The organism is Francisella salina, assembly GCF_000219045.1.
Lineage (GTDB): Bacteria > Pseudomonadota > Gammaproteobacteria > Francisellales > Francisellaceae > Francisella > Francisella salimarina.
In genome coordinates this window covers 1,833,739-1,860,078 of the sequence record NC_015696.1, presented here as the reverse complement: position 1 = coordinate 1,860,078, position 26,340 = coordinate 1,833,739, and the positions used below count along the sequence as shown (strand labels likewise).

Below are 26,340 nucleotides of genomic sequence, written 5' to 3'. Positions count from 1 at the left end.
ATGCGCGTTTTACATGTATGTAGTGAATTATATCCAATTCTAAAAACAGGGGGTCTTGCAGATGTTACAGCTGCTTTGCCTCCTGCATTAGCTAGTTTTGGGGTTGATAGTAGGGTTTTGGTTCCAGGGTTTCCTGCATTTATGAATGCTATTAAGGATAAGCAGCTTTTGATGAATATCCCTTCTCGTTTTGGTGCAGAAGAGATAAACATATTTTTAGCTAAGATTCCTAATACTAAAATCGACATATATGTAATAGATGCTCCTAGTTTATTTGCTCGTCCGGGTAATCCATACGCAGATAGTAGTAATCAAGCTTATGCAGATAATTATCTTAGATTTGCTTTATTAGGTTGGGTAGCAGCAAGAATTTCTGAAGGCTTGGATACTAAGTGGAAGCCAGAAGTTGTTCATAGTCATGATTGGCATGCTGGATTAGTACCAGCTTATATTAAAGCAAGTGAACTAGCATCTGGCAAAAAAGCTGTAAAAACAGTGTTCACTGTGCATAACCTTGCTTATCAAGGTCTTTTCCCAATGAGTGTTTTTGCGGAGTTAGATTTACCAGGTATATTCTTGAGTATGAATGGTTTAGAGTTTTACGGTCAAGTATCTTTCATGAAAGCAGGTTTGTATTTTGCTGATAAGATCACCACAGTAAGTCCTACATATGCTAAAGAGATTCAGTCTTATGAGCAGGGATGTGGATTAGAAGGGCTACTCGCAGATCGTCATAATGATCTATATGGAGTACTTAATGGTGTGGATCCTCAAGTATGGAATCCTAAAAAAGATACTCTTATAGAGGCTAACTACTCGATTACTACAGCTAATGTTGGTAAAGCAAAATGTAAGGCAGCTCTACAAAAAATGACTGGACTTGCGAAAAAAGAGGATGCAGTAGTTTTTGGAATTGTAACACGCTTAACTGAGCAAAAAGGCCTAAACCTTTTAATTGAAGCAATAGGTGAAATCACTAGTAGAGGTGGTCAAGTTGTTTTATTGGGAAGTGGTGATAAAGCTTTAGAAGAAGCATTTTTAGCTGCGGCTAAGAAATCTCCTAAATCAATAGCTGTACAAATTGGTTATGATGAAAACCAAGCGCATCGTATAATTGCTGGTTCTGATGTGATAATGGTACCATCACGTTTTGAGCCTTGTGGATTGACACAACTATATGGTCTGACTTATGGAACTTTGCCTCTAGTACACAAAGTTGGTGGTCTAGCAGATACTGTTACAGATTCTTCATTGGAAAATTTGGCAGATGGTATGGCTACAGGGTTTGTTTTTGATGAGTTCAGTGTGGAGTCGCTCACTTTAGCAATTCGCCGAGCATTCGCATTATATAATCGTAAAGCAGACTGGAAGAAGGTAAGAAAAACTGCAATGCAACAAAAAGTAGATTGGAATGCAGCTGCTGATAAAATACATCAAATTTATTCTCAATTAGTTTAATAGACTTTCAAAAAAGTTCAAAAAATCAATATTTTTTTACCAAAAAAAATACTTAAATGGTATTATGATTTTTAATGTAATTACTTTTTATCAATAAATTATTATCAAAGGTTTCTAAAAAAATGGACAACAAAAATCAAATCAAGCTTTTTTTACAAGATGCTTTAGGATGTGATATAGCTAAAGCAAGTGATCAAGATCTATATTATGCACTATTATCTTATGTTAAAGAGCAAACAGAAAAACTACCAACGCCTGATTTTAAAAAGAAAATATATTATATATCTAGTGAATTTTTGATCGGTAGAATGCTAGCAAATAATCTTATAAATTTTGGAATTTATAATGATGTTAAAGAGCTATTTGAGGCTAATGATAAAGATATTGCTTTGATCGAAGAATGTGAGCCAGAACCATCTCTAGGTAATGGTGGTTTAGGTAGATTAGCAGCGTGCTTTTTAGATTCAATAGCATCATTAGCTATTCCTGCAACAGGTGTTAGTTTGAACTATCATTATGGTTTATTTAAGCAAAAATTCAAAAAGAATCTACAAAAAGAAACACCAAATCCATGGATAGAAGACAAAGGCTGGCTTAATAAGAGAAAAGCTGCTTATAAGATTGATTTCAATGGTTTTAGTATACAATCCCAGATGTATGATATTGAGATGGTTGGTTATCAAAATAACTTTGTTAATAAATTATGCTTATTTGATGCTGAGAGTGTTGACTCTAGTATCGTTAAAAAAGGTATATCTTTTGATAAAACAGCTATCGAAAAGAATGTAACGCTTTTCTTATATCCAGATGATAGCGATGAAGCAGGACATTTATTAAGAATTTTCCAACAGTATTTCATGGTAAGTAATGCGGTGCATTTAGTTTTTGCTGATATGGATGCTAAAGGCTACTCAATTGAGAAGCTTCATGAACATGCAACTATTCAAATTAATGATACTCATCCAACTTTAGTGATTCCTGAGCTTGTACGTCAGCTTATGGCTAGAGGTATATCTATAGATGCAGCTATCGAAATAGTTAAGAAAACAGTAGCGTATACTAACCATACTATCTTGGCTGAAGCGCTAGAGAAATGGCCTCTAAGATATCTTAAAAAAGTACTAACTCAAGAGTTAATCGATATTATTAGATATTTAGATGCCAAAGTTAAGCTAGAGCATATTGATGAGAAGTTATCTATCATTGATGATCAAAGTATTGTACATATGGCTCATATGAGTATTCATTATAGCTTTAGTGTGAATGGTGTGGCAGCTCTTCATACAGAGATTCTTAAAAATGATGAGTTGAAACACTTTAATGATATTTATCCGAAGAAATTTAATAATAAAACTAATGGTATAACATTCAGAAGATGGTTATTACAATCTAACCCTGAGTTAACAAAATACTTAGAAAGTGTTGTCGGTGATAGTTTTAAAACTAAAGCTACTGATTTAGAAAAACTTCTGAAGTTTGATAATGATGATACTTTAAAAGCTCTTGAAGATATCAAAATGGTTAAAAAAGCACAATTTATTAAATTTGCAAAAGAGCACTATGGTGTAGAACTTATCAAAGATGGAATATTTGATGTACAAATCAAGCGTATCCATGAATATAAACGCCAACAAATGAATGCTTTGTATATAATCCATAGATACTTACAGATTAAATCAGGTAAGCTTAAGCCTGCAAGAGCTATTAACTTTATTTTCGGTGGTAAGGCAGCTCCAGCTTATATTATAGCTAAGGATATTATTCATCTAATCTTATGCTTACAAGAGCTTATCAATAATGATTCTGATGTGAATAAGTACATGAGAGTATTGTTTGTTGAGAACTATAATGTAAGTGTTGCTGAGAAGTTAATCCCAGCTGCTGATATCTCTGAGCAAATATCTCTAGCATCTAAAGAAGCTAGTGGTACAGGTAACATGAAGTTTATGCTAAATGGTGCTATCACATTAGGAACTATGGATGGTGCTAACGTTGAGATTGCTGAGCTAGTTGGACAGGATAATATCTATACTTTTGGTAAGGATAGTGACACTATCATAGATCTATACAAGACTAGTGGTTATATTTCCAAAGATTATTACAAGCAGCCTGCAATCAAGCCGATCGTAGATTTTATAGTCTCTAAAAAACTTGTTAAGCTTGGTAAGAAATCTAACTTGAAAGAGTTGTATAACGAGCTACTTAATAAAGACTGGTTTATGACTTTGATAGATCTTGTAGAGTATACACAAGTTAAAGATCAAATGATCAAAGATTATGAAAACCGTAAAGAGTGGATGTCTATGGCTTTAGTAAATATTGCAAAAGCTGGGTTCTTCAGTTCAGATAGAACTATTGCTGACTATAACAGAGATATCTGGAAGATTTAGTATAAAATGTGATTTCGCTACTTGCTTTGCAAGTTATAGCGACATACTTTTTTCATGGCAGAAAAAGTATGCAAAACTGCCTAGCACTCTGCTCTCGGTATGTTGTAAACTAATGACAGTTACAAAACTCACTTAAGTTCAGACAGTTGTAACTGTTAGATCATTAATTTACAACAGCTTGCCGCAAGGTGCATTACTATGATGTATATAGAGAGTATATGAAAAAATCTGGATTATTATTAGCCATATCAAGTTTACCAAGCCAACATGGTATTGGTGATTTAGGTAAAAGTGCTTATGAATTTGTTGATATTTTAAAACAAGCAAATACTAAAATTTGGCAGGTGTTGCCACTTACACCACTAGGTTTTGGCAACTCTCCATATCAGTCAAGCTCTTCTTTTGCAGGTGATGAAATCTATATTAGCTTAGAAAAACTAGCAGATTATGGTTTGCTTGAACAATCATCTCTTAAAAGTTTGAATGTAAGCTCTGACAAAGTTGAATATGAACTTGTTCGTAATTTCAAAGATAAGTATCTCGAAGAAGCATTTAGCAATTTTCAAAGTTCAAAAGATAAGTTTGAACAAGAATATAATAATTTTATAGCTCAAAACTCATGGGTTAGAAATTATGCTATTTTTAAAGCTTTTAGAAAGGCTAATAATAACCAGGCTTGGAATTTTTGGTCGCAAGAATATAAAAACTGGATCAAAGATAAAGCTATAGAACTTGATCAATTTCAAAACGAGATAGATTATCAAATATTTTTGCAGTTTATCTTTTATAAGCAGTGGTTTGAGCTAAGAGAATATGCTAATCAAAATAATATCGAAATTATGGGTGATTTGCCTATTTATCTTGGTTTTGACTCTGCTGATGTGTGGGAGCATCAAGATATATTTCTATTAGACGAGAATCTAAATCCTAGTTTTGTTGCAGGTGTTCCACCTGACTTTTTCTCAGAAACTGGTCAGCTATGGGGTAATCCTCTATATGATTGGGATAAGCTTAAAGAAACAAATTTTGATTTTTGGATAGATCGACTAAATGGTAACTTCAAGCTATTTGATATCGTTAGGATTGATCATTTTAGAGCTTTTGATACTTACTGGAAAATACCAGCAGGTGAAAAGACTGCTATAAATGGTGAGTGGGTTGAGGCTCCTGGATATGATTTCTTTGATACAGTTTATAAGCGTATTCCAGATGCTAATATTATTGCAGAAGATTTAGGTGATTTACGCCCTGAAGTACTTGAGTTGCGTGATCACTATAATTTAAAGGGTATGAAAGTATTCCCATTTCATTTTGATCTAAAAACAGCTAAGTTTGTTGAGGGTACTAATATCATTGCATACTCAGGTACTCACGATAATAATACTCTCAAAGGATGGTATTTTGATGAACTAAATAGATACCAAAGAAAGCTATTAAAGAAATATTTTAAAGCTAATGATAGAAATATTTTTAGAAAGATTATTAAGTATTTACTAAATTGTGATGCTGAATATGTAATCCTGCCAGTACAAGATGTTTTAGAACTAGATGGAAGTGCAAGGCTAAATACACCTGGTACTGTTGGCTCGCCAAATTGGCAATGGAAGTTGGTTGATTTTGACTTATTAAGAACAGAAGTTTAGAACTTGAATAAGAAGTATAAAAAAGTTATGAAAGTTAAACATTTTAAAGGCTTAAAAGACTTTAGATATTTTAATCAGATAAAAGAGCTTAGAAGGATATATAAATATTTTCCTTATCTATATAAATATAATATCCAAGAGGAAGAGGATTATTTTGAAAGTTATTTAGTAATGAGCTCTGATGTTGATATTTTTTATGTTGAAGAGAATGGAGAAATATTAGGAGCATCTTTAGGATGTCCAATATCTAAAAGTTTTGGTTTAACAAAACCACTTTTTGATATGGATATAAATATGGACAAGGCGTATTATTTTGCTGATATTATGATAAAGAAAGATCATTGGGGAAAAGGTATTGCATTTGATCTGTATCAGAAACATATAGGCTATGTAAAAGAAAATAATTATGAAAAGATATGTGCTTTGATAGTTAATCGAGATAATGATCCAAGAAAACCAGAGTCTTTTAAAAAGTCAAATATTTGGCAGGTTAACAAGTTTGAGAAAACTGATAAAAATGTTGTATATCCTTGGAGTACATATCAGGAAGATGGTTCTGTCAAGCAAGAGATTAATCAACTAGACTTGTATATTAAAAACTTAAGATAGTTACTTAATAATATAAAATTGATACTTTTATATAATATTTATTGATATCTAAATATGATAAAATCTTTTACAAAATTATAATTATGTAAAATTTTTAATTAGTATGCTTACATTTCAAGAAATTATTTTAAAACTACATCATTACTGGGCATCTAAAGGTTGTGCGATTATCCAGCCATTAGATATGGAAGTAGGTGCTGGGACTTTTCATCCAGCGACAACACTACGAGCAATAGGCCCAGAGCCATGGACAGCAGCATATGTTCAACCATCTAGACGTCCTACAGATGGTCGCTATGGTGAGAACCCTAACCGTACGCAACATTACTACCAATACCAAGTTGTGATGAAGCCATCGCCTGATGATATTCAAGAATTATATCTTGGTTCACTTAGAGAGCTAGGTATAGATCCATTAGAGAATGATATTCGCTTTGTTGAAGATAACTGGGAGTCGCCAACTTTAGGTGCTTGGGGTCTTGGTTGGGAAGTATGGTCAAACGGTATGGAGATTACACAGTTTACATATTTTCAACAAGTAGGTGGACTGGAGTGTAAGCCTGTAATGGGTGAGATTACTTATGGTCTTGAGCGATTAGCTATGTATATCCAAAATGTTGATAGTATGTATGATATCTTATGGGCTAATACGCAAAATGGTCCTTTGTATTATCGTGATGTATTTATGCAGAATGAAATCGAAATGTCGACTTATAACTTTGAAGAGGCTAATGTTGAAGAGCTTTTCAAACAGTTTGATTTATTAGAAAAAGAAGGTTATAGACTAGTAGGGAAAAATCTGCCAATACCAGCTTATGAATTTGTATTGAAAGCTTCACATACTTTTAACTTATTAGATGCGCGTCATGCAATATCTGTGACAGAAAGACAAGGCTATATTCTACGAGTTAGAAAATTAGCTCTAGAAGTAGCTAAAGAATATTATAGCGCTAGAGAAAAATTGGGTTTTCCAGCTTTTAAAAAAGACAATTGATTAAATGCTTTCGCTAACTTACGATGTAAGTTTTAGCGACATACTTTTTGCAATAGCAGAAAAAGTATGCAAAACTGCTTAGCACATGTTCGCGCTTTAATGTAAGTCATTGGTGCATACAAAACTCGCAAGCTCAGACAGTTGTTGTCACTGGATCAATGACTTTGACATAAGCTTGCCACAAAGTGCTTTAATGTGGTGAAAATTAAAATGAAAAGTATAAATCAAATATTAAAATTTCTAGATATTCAAACCTTATCTCAAAATAACTTTCAAATTGAATCGTTATCTTTAGATAGTCGTAAATGTGACGCAAAATCAGTATTTATAGCTCTCAAAGGCCTATCAAATGATGGTAATAAATATATTGATAATGTTTTAGCTAAAGGTACAAAACTTATTTTGAGTGATAAACTACCCCGTCAATCTTCGATTGCCACCCCTTCAGTAGCTGAAGGGGAATTACCTAATATTTTTTATGTTGAAAATTTAAAAGATAAGTTATCGAACCTTGCTAAATGGTTTTATGATTATAAAAAGCCACAAAATATAATTGGTATAACAGGTACAAATGGCAAGACATCGATTTCTAGTTATATTGCACAATTGCAAAAATTAATTGGTCAAAAGTCATTGTTACTAGGTACAAATGGTAATGGGATTTATCCAGATCTACAAGAGAGTACCCATACGACATTAGATATATTATCTTTATATCAAACTATTTCATATTATAAGAATTATCAAAATCTTGTTATGGAAGTATCTTCTCATTCATTGGATCAAAAGCGTACCGAAGGTTTAGATTTTGATATTGCAGTGTTTAGTAATCTTAGTCATGATCATCTCGATTATCATAAGACTATGGATAATTATTTTGAGGCTAAAGCAAAATTGTTCCAGTTTAAAAGCCTTAAAAAAGCGGTAATAAATATAGATGATGAATATGGTCTGAAACTTTGGGGAAATACCAATAAATCGTCATTCCGTCAGGCTCCGACCACGGAATCCATAGATACTAACTTAAAGTATAGTATTGAGATTATAACAGTCAGCCTAAAGTCAAAAAAAGCAGATATATATATAGAGTCTAAGAGTATAGAGAATATGCAAACAAGCTTTGATTTATATATTTCTCAAAAGTACATGGGTACTTATCAAACATCTTTAGTTGGCGAATTTAATCTAATGAATTTAGGTTTGAGCTTAGCGGCATTAGATGATATCTCTACTAGAGAACAACTTCTAGAAAATATTTCTAAATTAAAACCTGTAAAAGGGCGTATGGAAGTAATTGCACTAGTAAATGGTGCAAAGATTATAATTGATTATGCGCATACTCCAGATGCTTTAGAAAAAGCTCTACAAACTCTAGTAAACTACCATCCAAACAATTTATGGTGTATCTTTGGCTGCGGTGGCAATAGAGATACTACCAAAAGACCGCTAATGGCTCAAATAGCAGAAGAGTACGCTAATAAAATAGTCGTTACAGAAGATAATAACCGTTTTGAAAATATTGAAAGTATTTTTGATGATATCAAAAAAGGTTTTAGTCATCCTGAAAGGCATACTTTTATTGATAGTAGAGAAAAAGCTATCAAATATACTATTGAAAACTCGAAAGCTAACGATGTTATTCTATTAGCTGGCAAAGGACATGAGTGCTATCTTGATAAAAATGGTATTAAAGAGTATTTTGATGAGCGAGAAGTTATCGCTAAGTATAATTTTTAAGAAAAGATAAAATGACAAATTTAGAAAAGAAAATAAGTTTTATCCAAGAGATAGATAAGCTAAAAGGCGTATATCGTAGAGCATTGATAAAATGTGATAATAATCGTAGAGAGAATACAGCAGAACATAGTTGGCATGTAACTCTTATGGGCGTTATATTGGAAGAATATGCAAGTGAAGAGTTTGATATGCTAAAAGTGCTTAAGATGCTATTGATTCATGATATTGTTGAGATATATGCAGGTGATACTTATGCTTTTGATAATCATGCAGTACTTGAGGAACAGAACGCCAAAGAACTAGAAGCTTTAGAGAAAATATTTTCATTGTTACCAGAAGATGAAGCTAATGAGTATAAAGCTTTATGGATTGAGTTTGAAGATAATCAAACAGCAGAAGCAAAATATTCAAAAGCTATCGAGCGAGCAGTTCCAGTTTTACAAAATATGCAGAATAATGGTGGTAGTTGGGTAGCTTATGGCAAAGTACCTAAAGAAAAAGTTATCAGTAGAAACTCAGGATTAAAAGACATTGCTCCAGAGCTATGGCAATATGTAAAAGGACAGATTGATTTGGCTGTAGAGAAAGGGTGGTTAGTATAGGACTAGTTTAATTAATATTGATATCTTTATCTAATGCTTGGATTCTTGATAAAAAGTTCTTATTTAAATAAGATTTACTTATTAATAGCAATTTTAGGGAATTTAGATGCTGGATCTTGATACTTTAGACAAAGATATTTTTGAATGTGAAAAGCGTGTCCAAGATGGGAGAGGGTGTGAGAGTACTCTAGAGATGCTTCTTAAGATTAGAGATGATTTAAAGACAGCAACAGAAGAAGAATGGTCTGCGTATAATGAATTAGTAGAACATTTACCCAATGAAAATGAAGATCCTATTTTAATTATTTTGAAAGGTCAGCTATTAATTGAAAGAAAAGTTAGGAAGTTTATAAATTCTAGATTACCTAATCCAGACGCCTTACAAAAACAAACATTTAGTGCTGCTCAATGTATAGCTATCGCTGAAAGTATGTGTCTTGATCAAGAAGAACCGGTATGGTTATGGAAGCAAATAAAAGAGTTGAATGCTATTCGTAATAAACTAGCGCATACTCTTAATGATGAAAATATAGATAAGCGTATAAACAGTTTTGTATCTACAGTTAATAATGTACAAAAATTAAATAGTAAGTCTATTGTAGGAGCTATTGCTAGGTTGTATGGTATGTTAAAAGGTTTGTGCGAGCTTTCAGAATCTGATGAATTCAAGTTGTATAAATAGTGGATTTACTGCGTGATAAATTTAAACACTTAATAGATGTGGAAAATTATAAAACTAGCCTTTAATTACTGATTATCTTAGAATATATCTAACTAAACTATTTAATCTTATATTTATGATCAAATCACTAAAACAATTAGCAACACAGGCTGGCTTAGAATATATCGGCGAAGATGTATTAATTCAAACAGTTAGCATTAATTCTAATGATATTAAGCAAGATGCTTTATTTGTTGCAATTGTAGCTAATCGTGATGGGCATGAGTTTATCCCGAGTGCCATTGCTAATGGAGCAAAAGCATTGTTGGTTTCAAAGAAACAAGATATAAATATTCCACAAGTAGTTTGTGGTAATACTATTAAGGGGCTTCGAGCGTTAGCAAAGGAATATCGTAAAAGTTTAAAAATGCCTATTATCTCCTTAACAGGTAGTTGTGGTAAAACAACGGTTAAAGAAATGATTGTAACTCTACTTGGTAGTAAAAAAGTACATTTTACACAAGGTAATTTCAACAACTATCTTGGTGTGCCTATGACAGTTTTAGAAACTCCACAAGATGTCGATTTTGCTGTGATTGAAACTGGTACAAGCGTTGCAGGTGAGATAAAAGCTGCTGCTGAAATTATCCAGCCTAATGTTGCGATGATTACAAATGTTGGCGCTAGTCATTTAGAGAATCTTAAAACTCTAGATGGTGTAATGATTGAAAAAGGAGAGCTTCTTAAAGCTTTACCAAAAGATGGTTTTTGCATTGTAAATCTTGATGATGAAAGAATACCAAACTATGCAGATAAATTAGACTGTAACAAAATTACTTGCTCAATGAGTAATCAAGATGCACATATCATCATTTTAGATTATCAGGTTACGCCAGAGTTATACGATGTTAAGATTAGAATTTTTGACAAAGAATATAGCTATCAGTTACCCAACATAGGTAAACATAATTTGTCTAATAGTATGCTTGCGATAGCAAGTGTGATTGCTGCAGGACTAGAACCTAATGATTTCTTACAAAATACGCAAAATATCAAAAACTATAAAGGCAGATTCTCAACCGAAAAACTAAATGATAAGTTAACTCTTGTAGACGATACATATAATGCTAGTGCTGGTGCTGTCCAAGCTGCTATAGCAGATTTAGCTGAATTTGATGGTAAAAAAGTTATAGCAATTACTTCAATGAGAGAATTAGGTGATGAGGGCGAGAATTATCATCGTAAAATGGGACAATGGCTCAATAAGGCTGGCTTGGATAATATATTTTTATTTGGCAAAAAAAATTTAATAAAGTTTGTTTTAGAAGAGTATAAAGGTTCAAATGTTAAATATTATGATGATAAACAACAGTTAAATAATGATCTATTAAAAGTACTTGATGGGTATAAGTCTCAAAATACTAAACTTACTGTCAAAGGAGCTAGAAGCTTTAAGATGGAAGAAGTTGTCAAATTTGTTAAGGAAAACTTATAAGGGACATTATGAAAAGACTTTTTGCCATATTAGTTTTTGTATTACTTGTAAGTGTATCTTTTGGTAAAGATATCATAAAGTATCCACTAATGGAGTCAAATGCACTTTGTGATTCTGTAAGACCATTTTGTGGTGATAACTGTAGTAATATGCCTTTTTATCCTACCTTATGTAAGCCTACTGAATATGGATCAGCTTGGTCTGGTGGTGGAGCAACTAGTGCAACTAAACAACTATATTGTGCAAAAGCTACTTATGCAAATTGTCACTACTCAGGTTCTCCAAAAGCAACAGGTATAAATCCAAACAATCAAGCTATGCCATGTAAAGTAAGCGAAGATGGGAAAGCAGCTAATTGTAGATGCAAGGTTTTCACAGGTCCTAATTATGTCAATATTGATGGAATTATGAACTTAGGCGTTTATTATGAGACAGTAGCAGTTTGTGGTAAAGATGGTTCAAAGTGTAAAAACCTTTCTACTTGTCTACCGGATGGTAGTGGTGATTGTAAAGGAGTAGAAGCTCCAGTATGTAAATATATAGCTGATCAAAATACTCAAGATGATAATGTATCTTTTATCCCAGGTGCTGACTTAATTTCAACTTATGGTTTTGATATGAATAAGGACTATGATATCGCAAAACCAGGTGAAGGAGTTAAATGTCAAAATATTGATGTAGCAGGTTGTATGACTCAACCATGTAAATATGAGAAAGGTTCAAAAGAGTATGCGAATTGTAGTTGTCCTATTACAAATATGAAAACTTTGATGCTAAGTCAAAAAGGTGTATCTTGTGATTTGCCAAAAGGTTATGTTTGGGAGTAGTCCAAAAGGATTGATAATTATCGTCTAAACTTTCTAATATTTTATCTTAGATTTTATTTTTAATAATATTTAAAACTCTTCTTAGTGGTTCTGCAGCTCCCCATAGTAGCTGATCTCCTACAGTGAAGCAATGAAATATATCATCAGCTAATAGGGATGACCTAATACGACCTATAGCAATATCAAGAGTTCCTGAAGTCGCCTGAGGTGTTAGATGCTTGAGAGTATCTTCTTTGTTATTATCTACTACTTTAACCCACTCATTACCTTGAGATATTATTTGCTTAATTTCATCAATTGTTAATTTCTGTCTAAGTTTGATTGTCAAAGCTTGAGAGTGTGATCTTAGGCTGGGAACTCTAACGCATACGCCATCAACTGGAATTGTTTTCTTGGTATCTAGAATCTTGTTTAGTTCTGTAGCGGCTTTATACTCTTCTTTTGTTTGTCCACTTGGCATACCAACATCTATCCAAGGCAATAGATTATAAGCCAAAGTTTCTATAGTTTTTTGTTGAGGGATTTTTGAAGAATCTTTAGATAGTTCTCTTAGAGTTTTTTCTCTTGTTAGGATATCTGCATTTATATCATCAGCTTTACTCAAAAGGTCAGCTTGTTGGAGAAGTTCTTGCATTGCTGCAGCACCAGAGCCTGATATCGCTTGGTAGGTACTAGAGTTAACCCACTCGACAAGATCTTCTTTGAGTAGTCCAGCGATTGCTAGAGACATTAAACTAACAGTGCAGTTACTACCAATAAAGTCTTTTTTACCACTATCAATAGCGTTGATTATTTGCTTATGATTTAACGGATCTAGCACTAGGGTACTTTCATTCTCTAGACGTAATGTAGATGCAGCATCTATCCAAAAACCTTGCCAACCATATTCTCTTAACTTAGAGTGAATTTCTTTGGTATATTCACCACCTTGACAGCTTAGAAGTATATCCATTTTAGCTAATTCTTCGATATTGTAAGCATCTTGCAGTATGCCATATTTCTCCATAAAACCTGAAGGCTGTTGTCCTGCTTGAGATGTTGAAAAAAACGTTGGTGATATATCATCAAAATCATTCGATTCAACCATACGAGACATCAAAACTGAGCCAACCATACCACGCCAACCAATAAAACCAACTTTAAGCATAAAACCCCTATAATTATTAGTGATAAAATTTATTGGTTAAGTATAATACAAAAGTAATCGATTTGATATTTGTTAAGAGTAAGAGTATAGAATATGATAGTACATAAGTTTGGAGGCAGTAGTTTAGCTACATCAGAGAAGATAAAAAATGTTTCGAATATAATTAGTTGTATCGATGAGGCTGTGGTAGTTTCTGCATCAGCAAAAACTACTAGTAATTTACAAAAAGCTATAGATCAAGCAATTGAGTCTCAAGATTATAGCGAAACACTTAATTTTATTTTTGAGCATCATAGTTCTATACTTCATGATTTAGTTCCCGCTGAGAATACCCTAAGAGAAACGATTCTTAAAGATTTAAGAGATATTAAGCATATTCTCAGTACTATAGTAATTACAGGGTTCTGCGCTGATAGTTTGAGATTCTTTATTTTGGGCTTTGGGGAAATATGGTCAGCTAAAATTCTTACGTTATATTTGCAATCAAGAGATAGGAATGCGTATTTTATAGATGCTTCAGAATGTTTGATTGTCAATGATAGTAATTATCCTGTTACCGTTAATTGGCAACAAAGCCTGGAGTCAATCGAGGCTATAAAATCTGAAAATCCTGCTGATGTATATGTTATCACAGGTTTTATTGCTCAAAATAAGCTTGGTAAGAGAACAATATTAGGCTTAAACTGTAGTGACTATTCAGCAGCTATTTTTGCAAAGTTATTACAAGCTGATAAGCTATATATTTGGACAGATGTGGCTGGTGTATACAGTGCTAATCCACAAGTAGTTCCAGAGGCAAAACCTCTTACACAATTAACATATAAAGAAGCTCTTGAGCTTGCTTATTTTGGTGCATCTGTTGTACATCCTTTAACTATAGCTCCAATGGCTCTAGAGAGAACACCTATTTATATAAAAAGTAGTTATTCACCAGATGAGGTTGGTACTAAGATTAGTGCTGACAAGGATGAAGACCAAGGTCTTATTAAAGGCTTAACAAGTGTCTCAGATGTGGCGATAGTACGAGTGCAAGGTGCTGGTATGATAGGTGTTTCTGGTATATCGTTCAAAGTTTTTGGAGCACTAGAGAAAGCTGGTGTATCTGTAATGATGATATCTCAAGCGAGCTCTGAATATTCTATATGTTTTGCTATAGATAGTGTCAATGCTGATAGGGCAACCGAAACTTTAAAACATGAGTTTGCTAATGAGATAAAGAATAATCTTATTGAAGAGATTGCTGTTCATAAGCATCATGCTTTGATTACGGCAGTTGGTGAAGGTATGAAGTCTAAGACTGGATCGTTAGCAAAATTGGTAAACTCTCTTAAGTTGGCAAATATAAATATACATGCTATTGCTCAAGGATCCTCAGAGAGAAGTGTTACATTTGCAGTAAAAGCTGAGGATGAAGCTAGAGGTGTTCAAGCTATGCATCGTCACTATAATTCTGTAAGTGATGATATTGCAATTGCTGTAATTGGTGCTGGTAATATTGGTAAGGCTTTTATTAAGCAAATTAAACAAACTTATGAAAAATGGTATTCAAGAGGTATTAACTTAGTATTGGTAGGAGCTACTAACTCAAAGCAAATGCGTGTCTCTTATGAAAATTTATTATTTGAAAATATAGATAATCTACTTAATGAGAATACAGAGCAAGTTAATCTAGAGAAGTTGGCTGAATTTATGTCACATGCTTCGGCTACCAAAAAAATTGTGATTGATGCTACAGCAAGTGAAGATGTTTCGAAAATTTATGCTAATTTTTTAAACAATGGAATCAGTGTGATTACTCCTAATAAGTATGCAAATTCAGGGAACTATGAATTCTATCAAGAGCTTAGAAAAGTCGCTAAACAGAATGGCAGTAGTTTCTTATATGAAACAAATGTTTGTGCTGGCCTTCCTCTCATAGTTACATTGCAAAATATGGTTCAAAGTGGTGATCATGTTAGATCTATAAATGGTATTTTCTCAGGAACTTTAAGTTATTTGTTTACTCAGTTAAATAATGGTGTGATTTTCTCAGATGCAGTGAAGATGGCCTATGATGCTGGGTATACAGAGCCAGATCCAAGACAAGATTTATCAGGTATGGATGTCGCAAGAAAAACTGTGATCTTAGCTAGAGAAATAGGTCTAAATATAGGCCTGAATGACTTGGTTATCGAAAATTTAGTACCTGAAGAATTACGTGAATGTAGTGTAGAAGAGTTTTTTGCTAAACTTCCTGCATTTAACGAGCAAATAATGCAACAAATTGCAGACAAAAAGAAAGATCTTACTGGAGTACATTATGTTGGATCTATCGTTAATGGTGTTGCAAATGTAGGTATCCAAGCTTATGATGAATCTAGTCCTTTTGCAAATGTGAAAGGTACCGGTAATATCGTGATGATAAATACAGATAGATATACTCAACCTATGGTTATCCAAGGTGCTGGTGCTGGTGTTGAGGTAACAGCAGCGGGTGTATATGCCGATGTTATAACTGTGATAAGAGAAAAGTAGTCATGAAATTAGCTAATATTAAATCAGCTAAGGCATTTGCTCCAGCAACTAGTGCAAATTTTGCAGTTGGTTATGATTTGCTGGGTTTTGCTATAGATGGGGTAGGTGATACTGTCGAACTTATCAAAAGAGATGATGCCGAGTTGGTTATCAAACAAATTAGTGGAGCTACTGGCGCAGATAAACTACCTTTTGACAGTGATAAGAATGTTGCTACAGCTGTAATTAAAAAGTTTTTGGCTGATAAAGACATTGAAATGGGTTTTGATGTTTATATACAAAAAGGCATTACTCTAGGTTCTGGTATGGGTGGTTCAGCAGCTTCTTCAGTTGCTGCTCTAGTCGCGATGAATGCTTTTTTTGAAACACCGTATAACTATGATGATTTAATTGACTATGCTATCTATGGCGAGAGTTTGATATCAGGATCATTTCATGGTGACAATGCAGTGCCATGTATGTTTGGAGGGCTGGTATTATTACAAAGTTCAAAACCATGTGAAAAAATAGATTTACCAATAGTTGATTGTAATGTGGTTATAGTTTGTCCTGATCTTTCAATCGAGACAAAAAAAGCACGTGAACTTTTGAAAGAGCCTTATGATTTAACTACAATTGTTGAGCATAGTGCATGTTTAGCAGCTACGATAAGTGCTTTATATACACAAGATATTGAACTGTTGAGTCAAAGCCTGAAAGATATATTGATTGAACCAAGAAGATCGAAATTAATCACAGGATTTTATTATGTCCAGAAAGCCACTTATGATGCAGGTGCGATAGCTTGTGGGATATCAGGATCTGGGCCAACAATGTTTGCACTTGTAAAAAAACAAGATGATGCGAATGTTGTTGCTAAAACAATGCAAGATAAGTTTAAAGAATTTAACCTTAAGTCAGATAGTTGGATAAGTACTATGAGCGGTAAAGGTGCATATATATTAGAGAAAAAATAATAAAGGTAAGACATGAATTTTATTAGTACAAGAGATAAAAATATCAAAGTTTCATTAAGTGAGGCAATGCAGTCTGGATTAGCTCCAGATGGAGGATTATTTGTACCTCAGAGATTTCCAAAGGTTGATTGGCAGAGTTTTACCAAAGATATCAGCTATGCTGAATTTGCTGCAAATACTTTGAGAGAGTTCTTTAAAGGAGATCAGCTTGCAGCTTCTTTAGATAAGATTTGTAATAATGCTTTTACTTTTGATGTGCCAGTTAAGCGCTTGGATAAAACAACATCTGTTTTAGAGCTTTTTCATGGACCAACTTTATCTTTTAAGGATTTTGGTGCGAGATTTTTAGCAAATTGTCTAAGCTCTATCGATAGTGAGAAGCCATTTACAATTTTAGTAGCAACTTCTGGCGATACAGGTTCTGCAGTAGCGGCAGCTTTTCACGGTAAGGGTAATATTCGTGTTATAGTGATGTTCCCTAAGGGTAAAATCTCTAAAAGACAAGAAAAACAAATAACTTGCTGGGGCGATAATATCCAAGCTGTTGAAGTTGAAGGAGTTTTTGATGATTGTCAAAGTTTAGTTAAAGAAGCTTTTAAGACACCTTGGTGGACAGAAAGAACAAAACTAAATACATCTAATAGTATTAATATTGGTAGATTATTACCGCAATCTACTTACTATGCTTACACATCGTGGCAGCATTATTTACAGACTGGAGAGAAAGCAAACTACATAGTTCCATCTGGTAATATTGGTAATATCACAGCAGCATTTTGGGCTAAACAAATGGGCTTCCCAATCGGTGAGATATCTATGAGCTTAAATGCTAATGATACAGTGATAGATTATTTAAATACTGGAGAATTTAACCCAAGAGCAAGTGTTGAGACATTGGCAAATGCAATGGATGTGGGTAATCCTAGTAATTTTGAAAGACTTTTATATCTGTTAGGCGGTTATGAGAATTTCAAAGCAAATGTTAAAGCTATATGTGTTTCTGATTTTGAAATCATAGAAGAAATTAAGCAAGTGTATCGTCAGTATAATGAAGTAGTCTGTCCACATACTGCAACAGGCTTTGTAGCTAAAAATCAGCTAGATGCAAATAAAGATTATATAATTGTAGCAACAGCTCACCCTGCTAAGTTTGAAAGTGTAATTGAGCCAGTATTAGACATACAAGTCCCAGCTACTCTGGCGTTACAGAAGCTACTAGATAAAGAACAATATAAAGTAGTAATAAATAAATCTATGGATGAGCTTTGTGAGGTTTACACAAAAGCTTTTGAATAAAAGTAACTTTTTTAATTCGGCACGGAAGTTAAATTAGTATCCATTTAATGTAGTAACTTGAATGATTTCACCATTATTTGAGATTTTTATATAGTTACCATCTTTGAACCAGTCGCCAAGTACATATCTAGTATAGTTATCCGCTATATGTATAGCCATTTTGTGCGTATGACCATGAATGATAATATCACAGTTGTTACGATATTTTTCGATACCTTTGGTCGTTACATCAACATTCGGATTTTTACGATTTTTTACATAGCTTGCTTTTCGCACATTTCTTGCTGTATATTCTCTTATGAATAAAGGTAATCTTCTAAAAATAAATCTTAGAATAGGATTATATGCAATCCATTTTCTATAAGTTTGGTAACTCTTATCGTCTGTACAAAATAGATCTCCGTGCGAGAAGAGTATTTTTTGATTAGATATATCTATATAATACGGATCTTTAATAAGAGTCACGCCACTTTGTTTAGCAAATTTTCTACCAATCAAAAAATCACGATTTCCATACATGAAAAATATTTCTAAACCTTGATCTGAAGCTTCTTTTAGCCAATTTGTGATTTTATGATAAAAGTCATCTCTGTGATTATCACCGATCCAATAATCAAAAAAGTCACCAAGAATAAAAAGCTGGTTTTGTGTAGATGTAATATTATCTAAAAACCTTTTAAAAAGATCGGCCATCTCAGCATGGTTAGCATTTAAATGAAGATCCGAAATTAGATAAATATCTTTATTATGAGCCATATTTTTGACGGTATTGTTTAAATTTTTCGATTATTGTTTCATCAAGATTTTCTTTGACATACTCAAAAATACTTTCAAAGTTAGTTACTGCTAGAACAGGAATATTGAAATCTTGAGATATTTTCTTAGTTGCTGAAATATCGCTATCTTTAGCTTTTTCTTGACGATCTATAGACAGTACAACACCAGCTATTTCAGCATTAATAGTTTTTAGCTTGTTGTATGATTCATAAAATGCTGTGCCAGCAGTCATCACATCATCTATGAGCAATACTTTTTTATTAGTCATATCGGCACCAACAAATACACCACCTTCGCCATGATCTTTCGCTTCTTTACGGTCAAACGCGTAAGGCATATCTATATTGTACTTCAGCGCTAGTACAGTAGAAATAGCTGCAACTAGAGGAATCCCTTTATATGCTGGACCAAAAAGGATATCATACTTGACATCGCTTTTGATAATCAATTGAGCGTAATAATCGGCAAGTGTGGCAAGTTGATCACCTGTATTAAATAACCCTGCATTAAAGAAATATGGACTAATACGTCCTGATTTAAGCGTAAATTCGCCAAATTTAAGTACCTGATTCTTAAGAGCAAACTCTATAAACATATATTATTCCTAATATATCCAAACTTGCTATAAATTATAGATAATAACTTTGGGAATACCAAGTAATTATAGTTTAAGATAAAAGATCTATTAATATATTTAAACTTAATAAGCTGATATAATTTAACTACTTTATTAGTCAGTTTCAAAAAAAAATTAATGTCAAAACATATTCATATTTTAGGTATCTGCGGTACTTTTATGGGCTCCTTAGCGGTATTAGCCAAACAAAAGGGGTATAAAGTAACAGGTTCGGACCTTAATGTATACCCACCAATGAGTACTTATCTTGAATCTCAAGGTATAGAGATACTACAAGGATTTGATTGTGATCAACTAGATACAAATCCTGATGAAATTATTATTGGTAATATTATGAAAAGAGGTATGCCAATAATAGAAAAAATCCTCGCAGAAAAGTTAAACTATTTCTCAGGTCCAGAGTGGCTATATCAAAATATTCTTAAGTATAAAAAAGTTATTGCAATAGCTGGTACACATGGTAAAACTACAACCACAACAATGACTATCAAAATACTAGAGCAAGCTGGCTTAAATCCTAGTTTTTTGGTTGGAGGGGTTAGTAGTGATTTTGGAGTTTCATCGCGTTATACAGACTCAGAATATTTTGTTATCGAGGCTGATGAATATGATACGGCTTTTTTTGATAAACGCTCAAAATTGATTCATTATGATCCAAGTATTTTTGTGATTAATAATATTGAGTTTGATCATGCTGATATTTTCAAAGATATTGATGCAATATTTTGGCAATTCCATCAATTACTCAGAAAAATGCCATCAACAGCAAAGATTATTTGTAATGACAAAGATGAGAATATTCAAAAGATAATATCAATGGGATGTTGGTCAGAAGTAGTTAGAGTAAATTCTGATAATGGAATCAAAATAGCTAAACATGTAGCAGATTATTCAAGATTTGAATTATGTGATTTCAATGATGATAATGTCGAAATATCTTGGGACTTAATTGGTGAGCATAATGCTCTTAATGCTATGAATGCCTATGCTGTAGCAAAACAACTAAACATATCTGATGAAGTGATAAAAAATGCTTTAGAAAGCTTTAGAGGAGTTAAAAGACGTTTGGAAGTATTATCTCATCAGAATGATGTTACTTTGTATGACGATTTTGCCCATCACCCAACTTCTATTAAGCTAACTTTAGAAGCTGTGCGTAATAAAGATAAAGAAGCTTATTTAATAGCTCTTATAGATCCTCGCTCAAACACAATGCGTCAAGGTGATAATAAAGATAATTTGCCGATGTCAATTATAGAAGCTGATAGAGTGTTGTTGTATAATCATAGTTTACTAAAATGGGATGCGAAAGAAGTTCTTAAAAATAGTAGTAATGTTGATTTTATAGTTAGTGTTGATGATTTTGTTAATCGTATAAGTGAATTGTTAACTAAGTACCAAGACAGGAATATCCAGCTTGTGATGATGAGTAATGGCTCGTTTGATGGATTAAGAGAGAAGTTAGTTAAGTTTTTGGAGACTAAATGAGCTGTTTAATTTATGGTATTCATGCTGTTGATAGTTTAGTAGAAGCTAATCAAGCAAAAGAAATATTGGTATTTAAGAAGTCAAATGCTAATCAAAAGATTGAAAGTATTATCTCTAAAGCTGAGTCAAAAGGCTTGAAAGTTACGTTTATTGATAGTTTTAAGCAACTTCCTGGACGAATCAGAAAAGATGCAAATCATCAAAATATCTTTGCCATAGAGATAAATGATTTTAAAACATATTCTGAGAATGATATTGAAAATCTAATTCCTCAGCATAAAAATGCTTTTATTTTAATATTAGATAATGTCCAAGATCCTCATAATTTTGGTGCGTGTATACGTAGTGCACATTCGGCAGGTATTGATTTTATAATTATTCCCAAAGATAATAGTGCACCAGTCAATGCAACGGTCAAAAAAGTTGCTTGCGGTGCTGCAGAGCATACAAAGATTGTAGTTGTTACTAACCTTGCTAGAGCAATCGAAAAACTCAAACAATTAGGGGTATGGGTTATTGGTTTAGCAGGCGAGGCAGATGATAGTTTATATTCGATGAATTTGGCAGATTCTGTAGCAATAGTTGCTGGTGCAGAAGGTAGTGGTATGCGTCAGCGTACAAAGGCTAGTTGTGATTTTCTTGCTAAATTACCAATGTTAGGAGAAGTTTCTAGCTTAAATGTTTCTGTTGCTACAGGTGTGGCATTATATGAAGCAGTAAGGCAGAGAAGCCTGTGATAACAGTACAAAGGAGTATTTATTTCAGGTAGATTTGTTAACTTTTAGAGCTAGTGCTGAGTAGTTAATTTATAAACTAAAGGTATTTAAATGCAATTTGCTTTTTTAAATAGTAATAAGTATGCAGCGATAAACGCTCTTAAAGCTACAATAGCTGTTGCGATTGCTTATACACTAGGTCTTCTGCTAGGGAATTTTTTTAATATAGAGCAAATGTATCTTTGGATGACAATTACAGTAGTAGTTGTGATGTCTACTCAGCCTAACTTAGGAGGAGCTCTAGATAAGGCACTAATGAGGTTTTTGGGGACAGTCGCTGGAGCCTTAGTGGCTTTAGTTATTATAGCTTCAGTCCAAAATCATATTTTACAAGTAGTGTTAATTCTACCATTTATATTTTTAGCTGTTTACTTTGCTGGAGCTTCTAAATATAGCTATGCCGGTACATTAGCGGGAATTACTCTTATAATTATTATTCTAAATAAACAGCCGGGTGTTCAAGTTGCTATTTATAGAGCTATTGAAATATCTTTGGGTATAGCGATCTCATTATTTGTGAATAGGTTTATATTTCCAATTAGAGCAGAAACAAGGCTTAAAGAAAGCTATATTAAAACAATTTCAGAGATTCATGATTTTTTTGATATTCTGTTTATTGAGCGTAATCATTCTCATAAAAAGCTTAGAGTTAGTATATTTCATGAATTTGCAAAACACCTTACTCTTATTAAAGAGCTGAAGTATGAAAAATCTGCAAAAAAAGTGCATGAGTTTGAAAAGATGAGTTTATATATTCGTAGGCTATACAGATATATGATCGTTATGTATGAATACATAGAGTTTTCTTTTGATCCTCAAACAATTGCAGATCTTGATAAGGAGCCAGCTTTTATAGAATTTAAGAGTTATATTATGAAATCATTAACTGATGTATCAGAAGATATTAAGAAACGTAAGCGCATAAGTTATAAGGAGTTATTGCGTTTTGAAAGACATATTTTACCTTTATTAAAAGATGTTAAAGTTTTGAACGATAAGGATGAGAGTTTTATATTCTATATAAAGATGTTCCTTAATGCATTGAAAAAGCTTTCTTTAGAATATAACTATATTTTGCAAATCTCTAAACATTGATAAACTAAGCTTGTTACGGTAGTATATACGCTTAAATTTTCTTATTTAAAAATCTTTTATTTGTACTTGTTACGAGGTTATAGAAGTTATGAACTTACACTCTAAAAATATTTTAATTCCCATACTTATCACGACAATTATTATAGATATTATGGGAGCAGGACTTGTTTTTCCAATTATGCCTTCGCTATTCTTTGGCCAATCTTGTGTCACATTTGGTGATCCAGGTGGTAATTTTCAAAATTGGTATTACTCTATAGCTTTGGCTTGTTGGCCACTAGGACTGATGATTGGTTGCCCAATAATAGGTGAGCTATCTGATAAGTATGGGCGTAAGATAATATTAGTTGTGGCTTTATCAACAACTTGTGTTTCTTATCTTTTATCAGCGTATGCGATATATTCACATGATTACTTATTATTTGTAGCTAGTAGATTTGTTTGTGGCTTAGCTGGTGGAGCTTTTGAAATCGCTCAAGCTGCGGTTATTGATGTATCCACGGAGGAGGATAGATCACGAAATCTGGGTTACATAACTATGGCGGCATCTTTAGGCTTTGTTGTTGGTCCAGTAATTACTAGTTTTGTATCAGTGATGGAAGTAAGCCATACAATACCATTTGTATTTGCTGCTGTCTTAGCATTAGTAAATATCACATTTATAGTTATTATCATGAAGAGAGATCTACCAAAAAATCCAGGTTTGGTTATTCAGCTGGGTACGATCTATAAAACTATATCTTTTCTACTATCAGATAAACGTGTGAGATTAGTTGGAGTTGTATATCTTCTTATTCAGTGTGCTTGGGGTTTTTATGCGCAGGGAGTAGCTCTATTCTTAAACCTAACATATGGTTATAATGTTTCTATGACAGGAGCATTTTATGCAGTGATGGGGTTAGCTACAGCATTAGCGAGTATTTTGATACAGCCCAAAATTTTTGCAAAAGTATCAAATCAAGTAGCTTTTGTGAGAGCTGCCGTTATTTGTGGTATCGGATTCATTCTGGTATCAATTATCTTTAATGAAATTGCACAATGGATGTTGACAATAGTTTTATCGGCTTCTCAACTTATATGTTATACAGCTCTTCTCTCAATGATTTCAGGGTCAGTATCTGATAAAGAGCAAGGTAAAGCTATGGGGGCAGCTGGTGCAGGTTTTGGTCTTGCATGGTTTTTAAATGATATTATGATGGGACACTTATCTTCAATATCGCCAAGTTCACCTATTACATTTGCTGGCTTTATGTATTTTATTGCTGCTATTATCTTTGTCTTTTCTATCAAAATCTTGCGTGAAAGGGTACAATAATCAGCATTAATTAAATTTGATTATTTTTCTTAAATGCAGCTAATCTCTCTTAAAAATGTAAGTTTAAACTTCGGCACTCAAATAGTCCTTGATAAGGTTAATTTAGAAGTTACAAAAGGACAAAGAATCTGTTTAATTGGACGAAATGGTACAGGCAAATCATCACTACTTAAAATTATTGAAGGTAATGTTATTCCAGATGTTGGTGAGATAATAGTTCATAATAATGCTATTGTTGCTAGTATGATACAAGAGGTTCCTAGTGATATCAGAGGAAGTGTTTCAGAAGTTATATTACAAGGCTTAGGAGAGCTTGGTGAGCATTTGATAGCATATCAGCAGACTTTAGTTTTAGATCCTGAATCTACTAAGCTTGAAAATTTACATAGCTATATTGATGAAAAGTATGGATGGTCATACTTAAATGATGTTGAAGTTTTGGCTTCTAAACTTAATCTTGATTCAGCTGCCTCTTTTAAAGATCTATCTGGGGGGATGAAAAGAAGAGTTATTCTAGCAAGAGCTTTGATAAAAAAACCAGACTTACTTTTATTAGATGAGCCAACAAACCATTTGGATATTGACTCGATCAGCTGGCTTGAAGAATTCTTAGCAAGCTTTACTGGTGCGATACTTTTTATTACGCATGACAGGAAGTTTCTAAATAATGTTGCTAAAAGTATTGTAGAACTTGATAGGGGACATTTATATTCATTTAATGGTAACTATACGAGGTTTCTTGAAAAGAAAGAGCAGATTCTAGATGCACAAGAAAAAGCAAATAGCGAGTTTGATAAAAAGTTAGCTCAAGAAGAGGCTTGGATTCGTCAAGGTATCAAAGCAAGACGTACCAGAAATGAAGGGCGTGTTAGAGCACTAGAACAAATGCGTCGCGATAGACAACAGCGTAGAGAAAGTATTGGAAAGGCTGATATCAAAGTGGCTCAAGCTAATAAATCTTCCAAGAAGGTTATTCAAGCTGACAATATTGGCTTTGAGTATGAAGGCGACTTTTTATTTAAAGATTTCTCCACTGAAATTCAAAAGGGTGATAAGATTGCAATTATTGGTCAAAATGGTTGTGGTAAAACAACCCTCTTAAATTCGCTGCTCGGATTGGATAAACCTACGCAAGGTACAGTAACTTTAGCTGATAATATTAAAATTGCATATTTTGATCAGTTAAGAGATCAGCTAGATGAGTCTTTGAGTATAATTGACAACGTTAAAGAAGGTTCTGATTTTATCAATATAGATGGTAAGGAAACTCACGTAATTACCTATTTACAAAAGTTTTTGTTTACTCCAGAGAGATTATACTCTCCTATTACACACTTATCAGGCGGCGAAAAAAATAGATTGTTGTTAGCTAAGATTTTATCAAAGCCTAGTAATGTTATTATACTTGATGAGCCAACCAATGATTTAGATATTGAAACTCTAGAGATTCTTGAAGAAATGCTTATAAGCTATCAAGGAACTGTAATTATTGTCAGTCATGATAGAGAGTTTATAAATAATGTTGCAACTAGTACTATAGTTTTTGAGAATGGTAATTTGCAAGAATATGTTGGTGGCTATGATAGTTGGGTAGCACAACGAAAGCAACTTGTGCAGCCAGTCAAAGAGACAAACAAAGCTCCACAGTCAAAAAATAAATTAACTTATGAGCAGAAAAAGCAGCTACGTAATTTACCAAGTCAAATAGAAAAACTAGAAGCAAATATTGCTTTGATTCAACAGCAAATGGGAGAGTTGGATTTTTATCAAAAGTCACAAACACAGCAAAATGAAATTCAGCAAAAACTTGATACTTTGAATACTGATCTTGAAGGTAAGTATCTTTTATGGGAAGAGCTTTTAGAGCTAGAGTAGCTTTTATAGTCTTAATTTACTCATATTTTGATTTCTAATTTTAACTTA

General features: G+C 33.1%; 21 protein-coding genes. 18 read left to right on the top strand and 3 right to left on the bottom strand.

What is annotated here, in order from left to right:
* The 10 genes from glgA to F7308_RS09015 all read left to right on the top strand — a co-directional run bounded on the left by glgA (position 1) and on the right by F7308_RS09015 (position 12,416).
* Positions 1-1,458, top strand: a complete 1,458-nt coding sequence (glgA, locus tag F7308_RS09060) for a glycogen synthase GlgA (RefSeq protein WP_013923571.1) — start codon at positions 1-3, stop codon at positions 1,456-1,458.
* Between the two features lie 122 nt (positions 1,459-1,580).
* Complete coding sequence (gene glgP / locus F7308_RS09055; protein WP_013923570.1) at positions 1,581-3,848, top strand: glycogen/starch/alpha-glucan family phosphorylase; 2,268 nt, start codon at positions 1,581-1,583, stop codon at positions 3,846-3,848.
* A gap of 188 nt (positions 3,849-4,036) precedes the next feature.
* Complete coding sequence (gene malQ / locus F7308_RS09050) at positions 4,037-5,491, top strand: 4-alpha-glucanotransferase (protein ID WP_269562903.1); 1,455 nt, start codon at positions 4,037-4,039, stop codon at positions 5,489-5,491.
* A gap of 27 nt (positions 5,492-5,518) precedes the next feature.
* On the top strand, positions 5,519-6,100 hold the full coding sequence (locus F7308_RS09045; RefSeq protein ID WP_013923568.1) for a GNAT family N-acetyltransferase: 582 nt from the start codon (positions 5,519-5,521) through the stop codon (positions 6,098-6,100).
* Between the two features lie 103 nt (positions 6,101-6,203).
* The gene (gene glyQ, locus F7308_RS09040; RefSeq protein ID WP_013923567.1) at positions 6,204-7,094 is read left to right on the top strand and encodes a glycine--tRNA ligase subunit alpha; all 891 of its coding nucleotides are present in this window, start codon (positions 6,204-6,206) and stop codon (positions 7,092-7,094) included.
* 210 nt (positions 7,095-7,304) lie between these two features.
* Positions 7,305-8,831, top strand: a complete 1,527-nt coding sequence (locus F7308_RS09035; protein ID WP_013923566.1) for a UDP-N-acetylmuramoyl-L-alanyl-D-glutamate--2,6-diaminopimelate ligase — start codon at positions 7,305-7,307, stop codon at positions 8,829-8,831.
* Positions 8,832-8,842: 11 nt separating this feature from the next.
* Entirely contained in the window at positions 8,843-9,433 is a 591-nt protein-coding gene (locus tag F7308_RS09030) for an HD domain-containing protein (RefSeq protein WP_013923565.1), read from the top strand.
* A 106-nt stretch (positions 9,434-9,539) separates the two neighbouring features.
* On the top strand, positions 9,540-10,115 hold the full coding sequence (locus F7308_RS09025; protein WP_013923564.1) for a hypothetical protein: 576 nt from the start codon (positions 9,540-9,542) through the stop codon (positions 10,113-10,115).
* Positions 10,116-10,230: 115 nt separating this feature from the next.
* Positions 10,231-11,589: a UDP-N-acetylmuramoyl-tripeptide--D-alanyl-D-alanine ligase gene (locus tag F7308_RS09020; protein WP_013923563.1), complete on the top strand. Its 1,359-nt coding sequence runs from the start codon at positions 10,231-10,233 to the stop codon at positions 11,587-11,589.
* A gap of 8 nt (positions 11,590-11,597) precedes the next feature.
* Positions 11,598-12,416, top strand: a complete 819-nt coding sequence (locus F7308_RS09015) for a hypothetical protein (protein ID WP_013923562.1) — start codon at positions 11,598-11,600, stop codon at positions 12,414-12,416.
* 46 nt (positions 12,417-12,462) lie between these two features.
* Here the strand turns inward: F7308_RS09015 and asd are convergent, their stop codons facing one another.
* Positions 12,463-13,563 carry an aspartate-semialdehyde dehydrogenase gene (asd, locus tag F7308_RS09010; protein WP_013923561.1) on the bottom strand — a complete coding sequence of 367 codons (1,101 nt, stop codon included), beginning with the start codon at positions 13,561-13,563 and terminating at the stop codon, positions 12,463-12,465.
* Positions 13,564-13,656: 93 nt separating this feature from the next.
* On the opposite strand from asd, the gene thrA reads away from it, so the two are divergent.
* The 3 genes from thrA to thrC are packed head-to-tail and all read left to right on the top strand — an operon-like array spanning position 13,657 to position 18,329.
* On the top strand, positions 13,657-16,077 hold the full coding sequence (gene thrA, locus F7308_RS09005) for a bifunctional aspartate kinase/homoserine dehydrogenase I (protein WP_013923560.1): 2,421 nt from the start codon (positions 13,657-13,659) through the stop codon (positions 16,075-16,077).
* 2 nt (positions 16,078-16,079) lie between these two features.
* Positions 16,080-17,033 (top strand): homoserine kinase, encoded by a 954-nt coding sequence (locus F7308_RS09000; RefSeq protein ID WP_013923559.1) that lies wholly within the window; start codon positions 16,080-16,082, stop codon positions 17,031-17,033.
* A gap of 12 nt (positions 17,034-17,045) precedes the next feature.
* Positions 17,046-18,329: a threonine synthase gene (gene thrC / locus F7308_RS08995; RefSeq protein ID WP_013923558.1), complete on the top strand. Its 1,284-nt coding sequence runs from the start codon at positions 17,046-17,048 to the stop codon at positions 18,327-18,329.
* 33 nt (positions 18,330-18,362) lie between these two features.
* Here the strand turns inward: thrC and F7308_RS08990 are convergent, their stop codons facing one another.
* Positions 18,363-19,085: a UDP-2,3-diacylglucosamine diphosphatase gene (locus F7308_RS08990; RefSeq protein ID WP_013923557.1), complete on the bottom strand. Its 723-nt coding sequence runs from the start codon at positions 19,083-19,085 to the stop codon at positions 18,363-18,365.
* Positions 19,075-19,701 carry an orotate phosphoribosyltransferase gene (gene pyrE, locus F7308_RS08985; protein WP_004288209.1) on the bottom strand — a complete coding sequence of 209 codons (627 nt, stop codon included), beginning with the start codon at positions 19,699-19,701 and terminating at the stop codon, positions 19,075-19,077. The genes F7308_RS08990 and pyrE overlap by 11 nt, the downstream gene beginning before the upstream one ends.
* A gap of 159 nt (positions 19,702-19,860) precedes the next feature.
* On the opposite strand from pyrE, the gene mpl reads away from it, so the two are divergent.
* From mpl to F7308_RS08960, 5 genes are all read left to right on the top strand, one after another.
* Positions 19,861-21,231, top strand: coding sequence for a UDP-N-acetylmuramate:L-alanyl-gamma-D-glutamyl-meso-diaminopimelate ligase (mpl, locus tag F7308_RS08980; RefSeq protein WP_013923556.1), 1,371 nt, complete (start codon positions 19,861-19,863; stop codon positions 21,229-21,231).
* Positions 21,228-21,968, top strand: coding sequence for a 23S rRNA (guanosine(2251)-2'-O)-methyltransferase RlmB (gene rlmB / locus F7308_RS08975; protein ID WP_013923555.1), 741 nt, complete (start codon positions 21,228-21,230; stop codon positions 21,966-21,968). Before mpl ends, rlmB begins: the two co-directional genes overlap by 4 nt.
* Before the next feature lie 90 nt (positions 21,969-22,058).
* On the top strand, positions 22,059-23,102 hold the full coding sequence (locus tag F7308_RS08970; RefSeq protein ID WP_013923554.1) for an FUSC family protein: 1,044 nt from the start codon (positions 22,059-22,061) through the stop codon (positions 23,100-23,102).
* Between the two features lie 88 nt (positions 23,103-23,190).
* A complete protein-coding gene (locus F7308_RS08965) occupies positions 23,191-24,417 on the top strand; it encodes an MFS transporter (RefSeq protein WP_013923553.1) in 1,227 nt (408 codons plus the stop codon).
* A 33-nt stretch (positions 24,418-24,450) separates the two neighbouring features.
* Positions 24,451-26,292, top strand: a complete 1,842-nt coding sequence (locus F7308_RS08960) for an ATP-binding cassette domain-containing protein (RefSeq protein ID WP_013923552.1) — start codon at positions 24,451-24,453, stop codon at positions 26,290-26,292.
* Positions 26,293-26,340 lie beyond the last annotated feature (48 nt).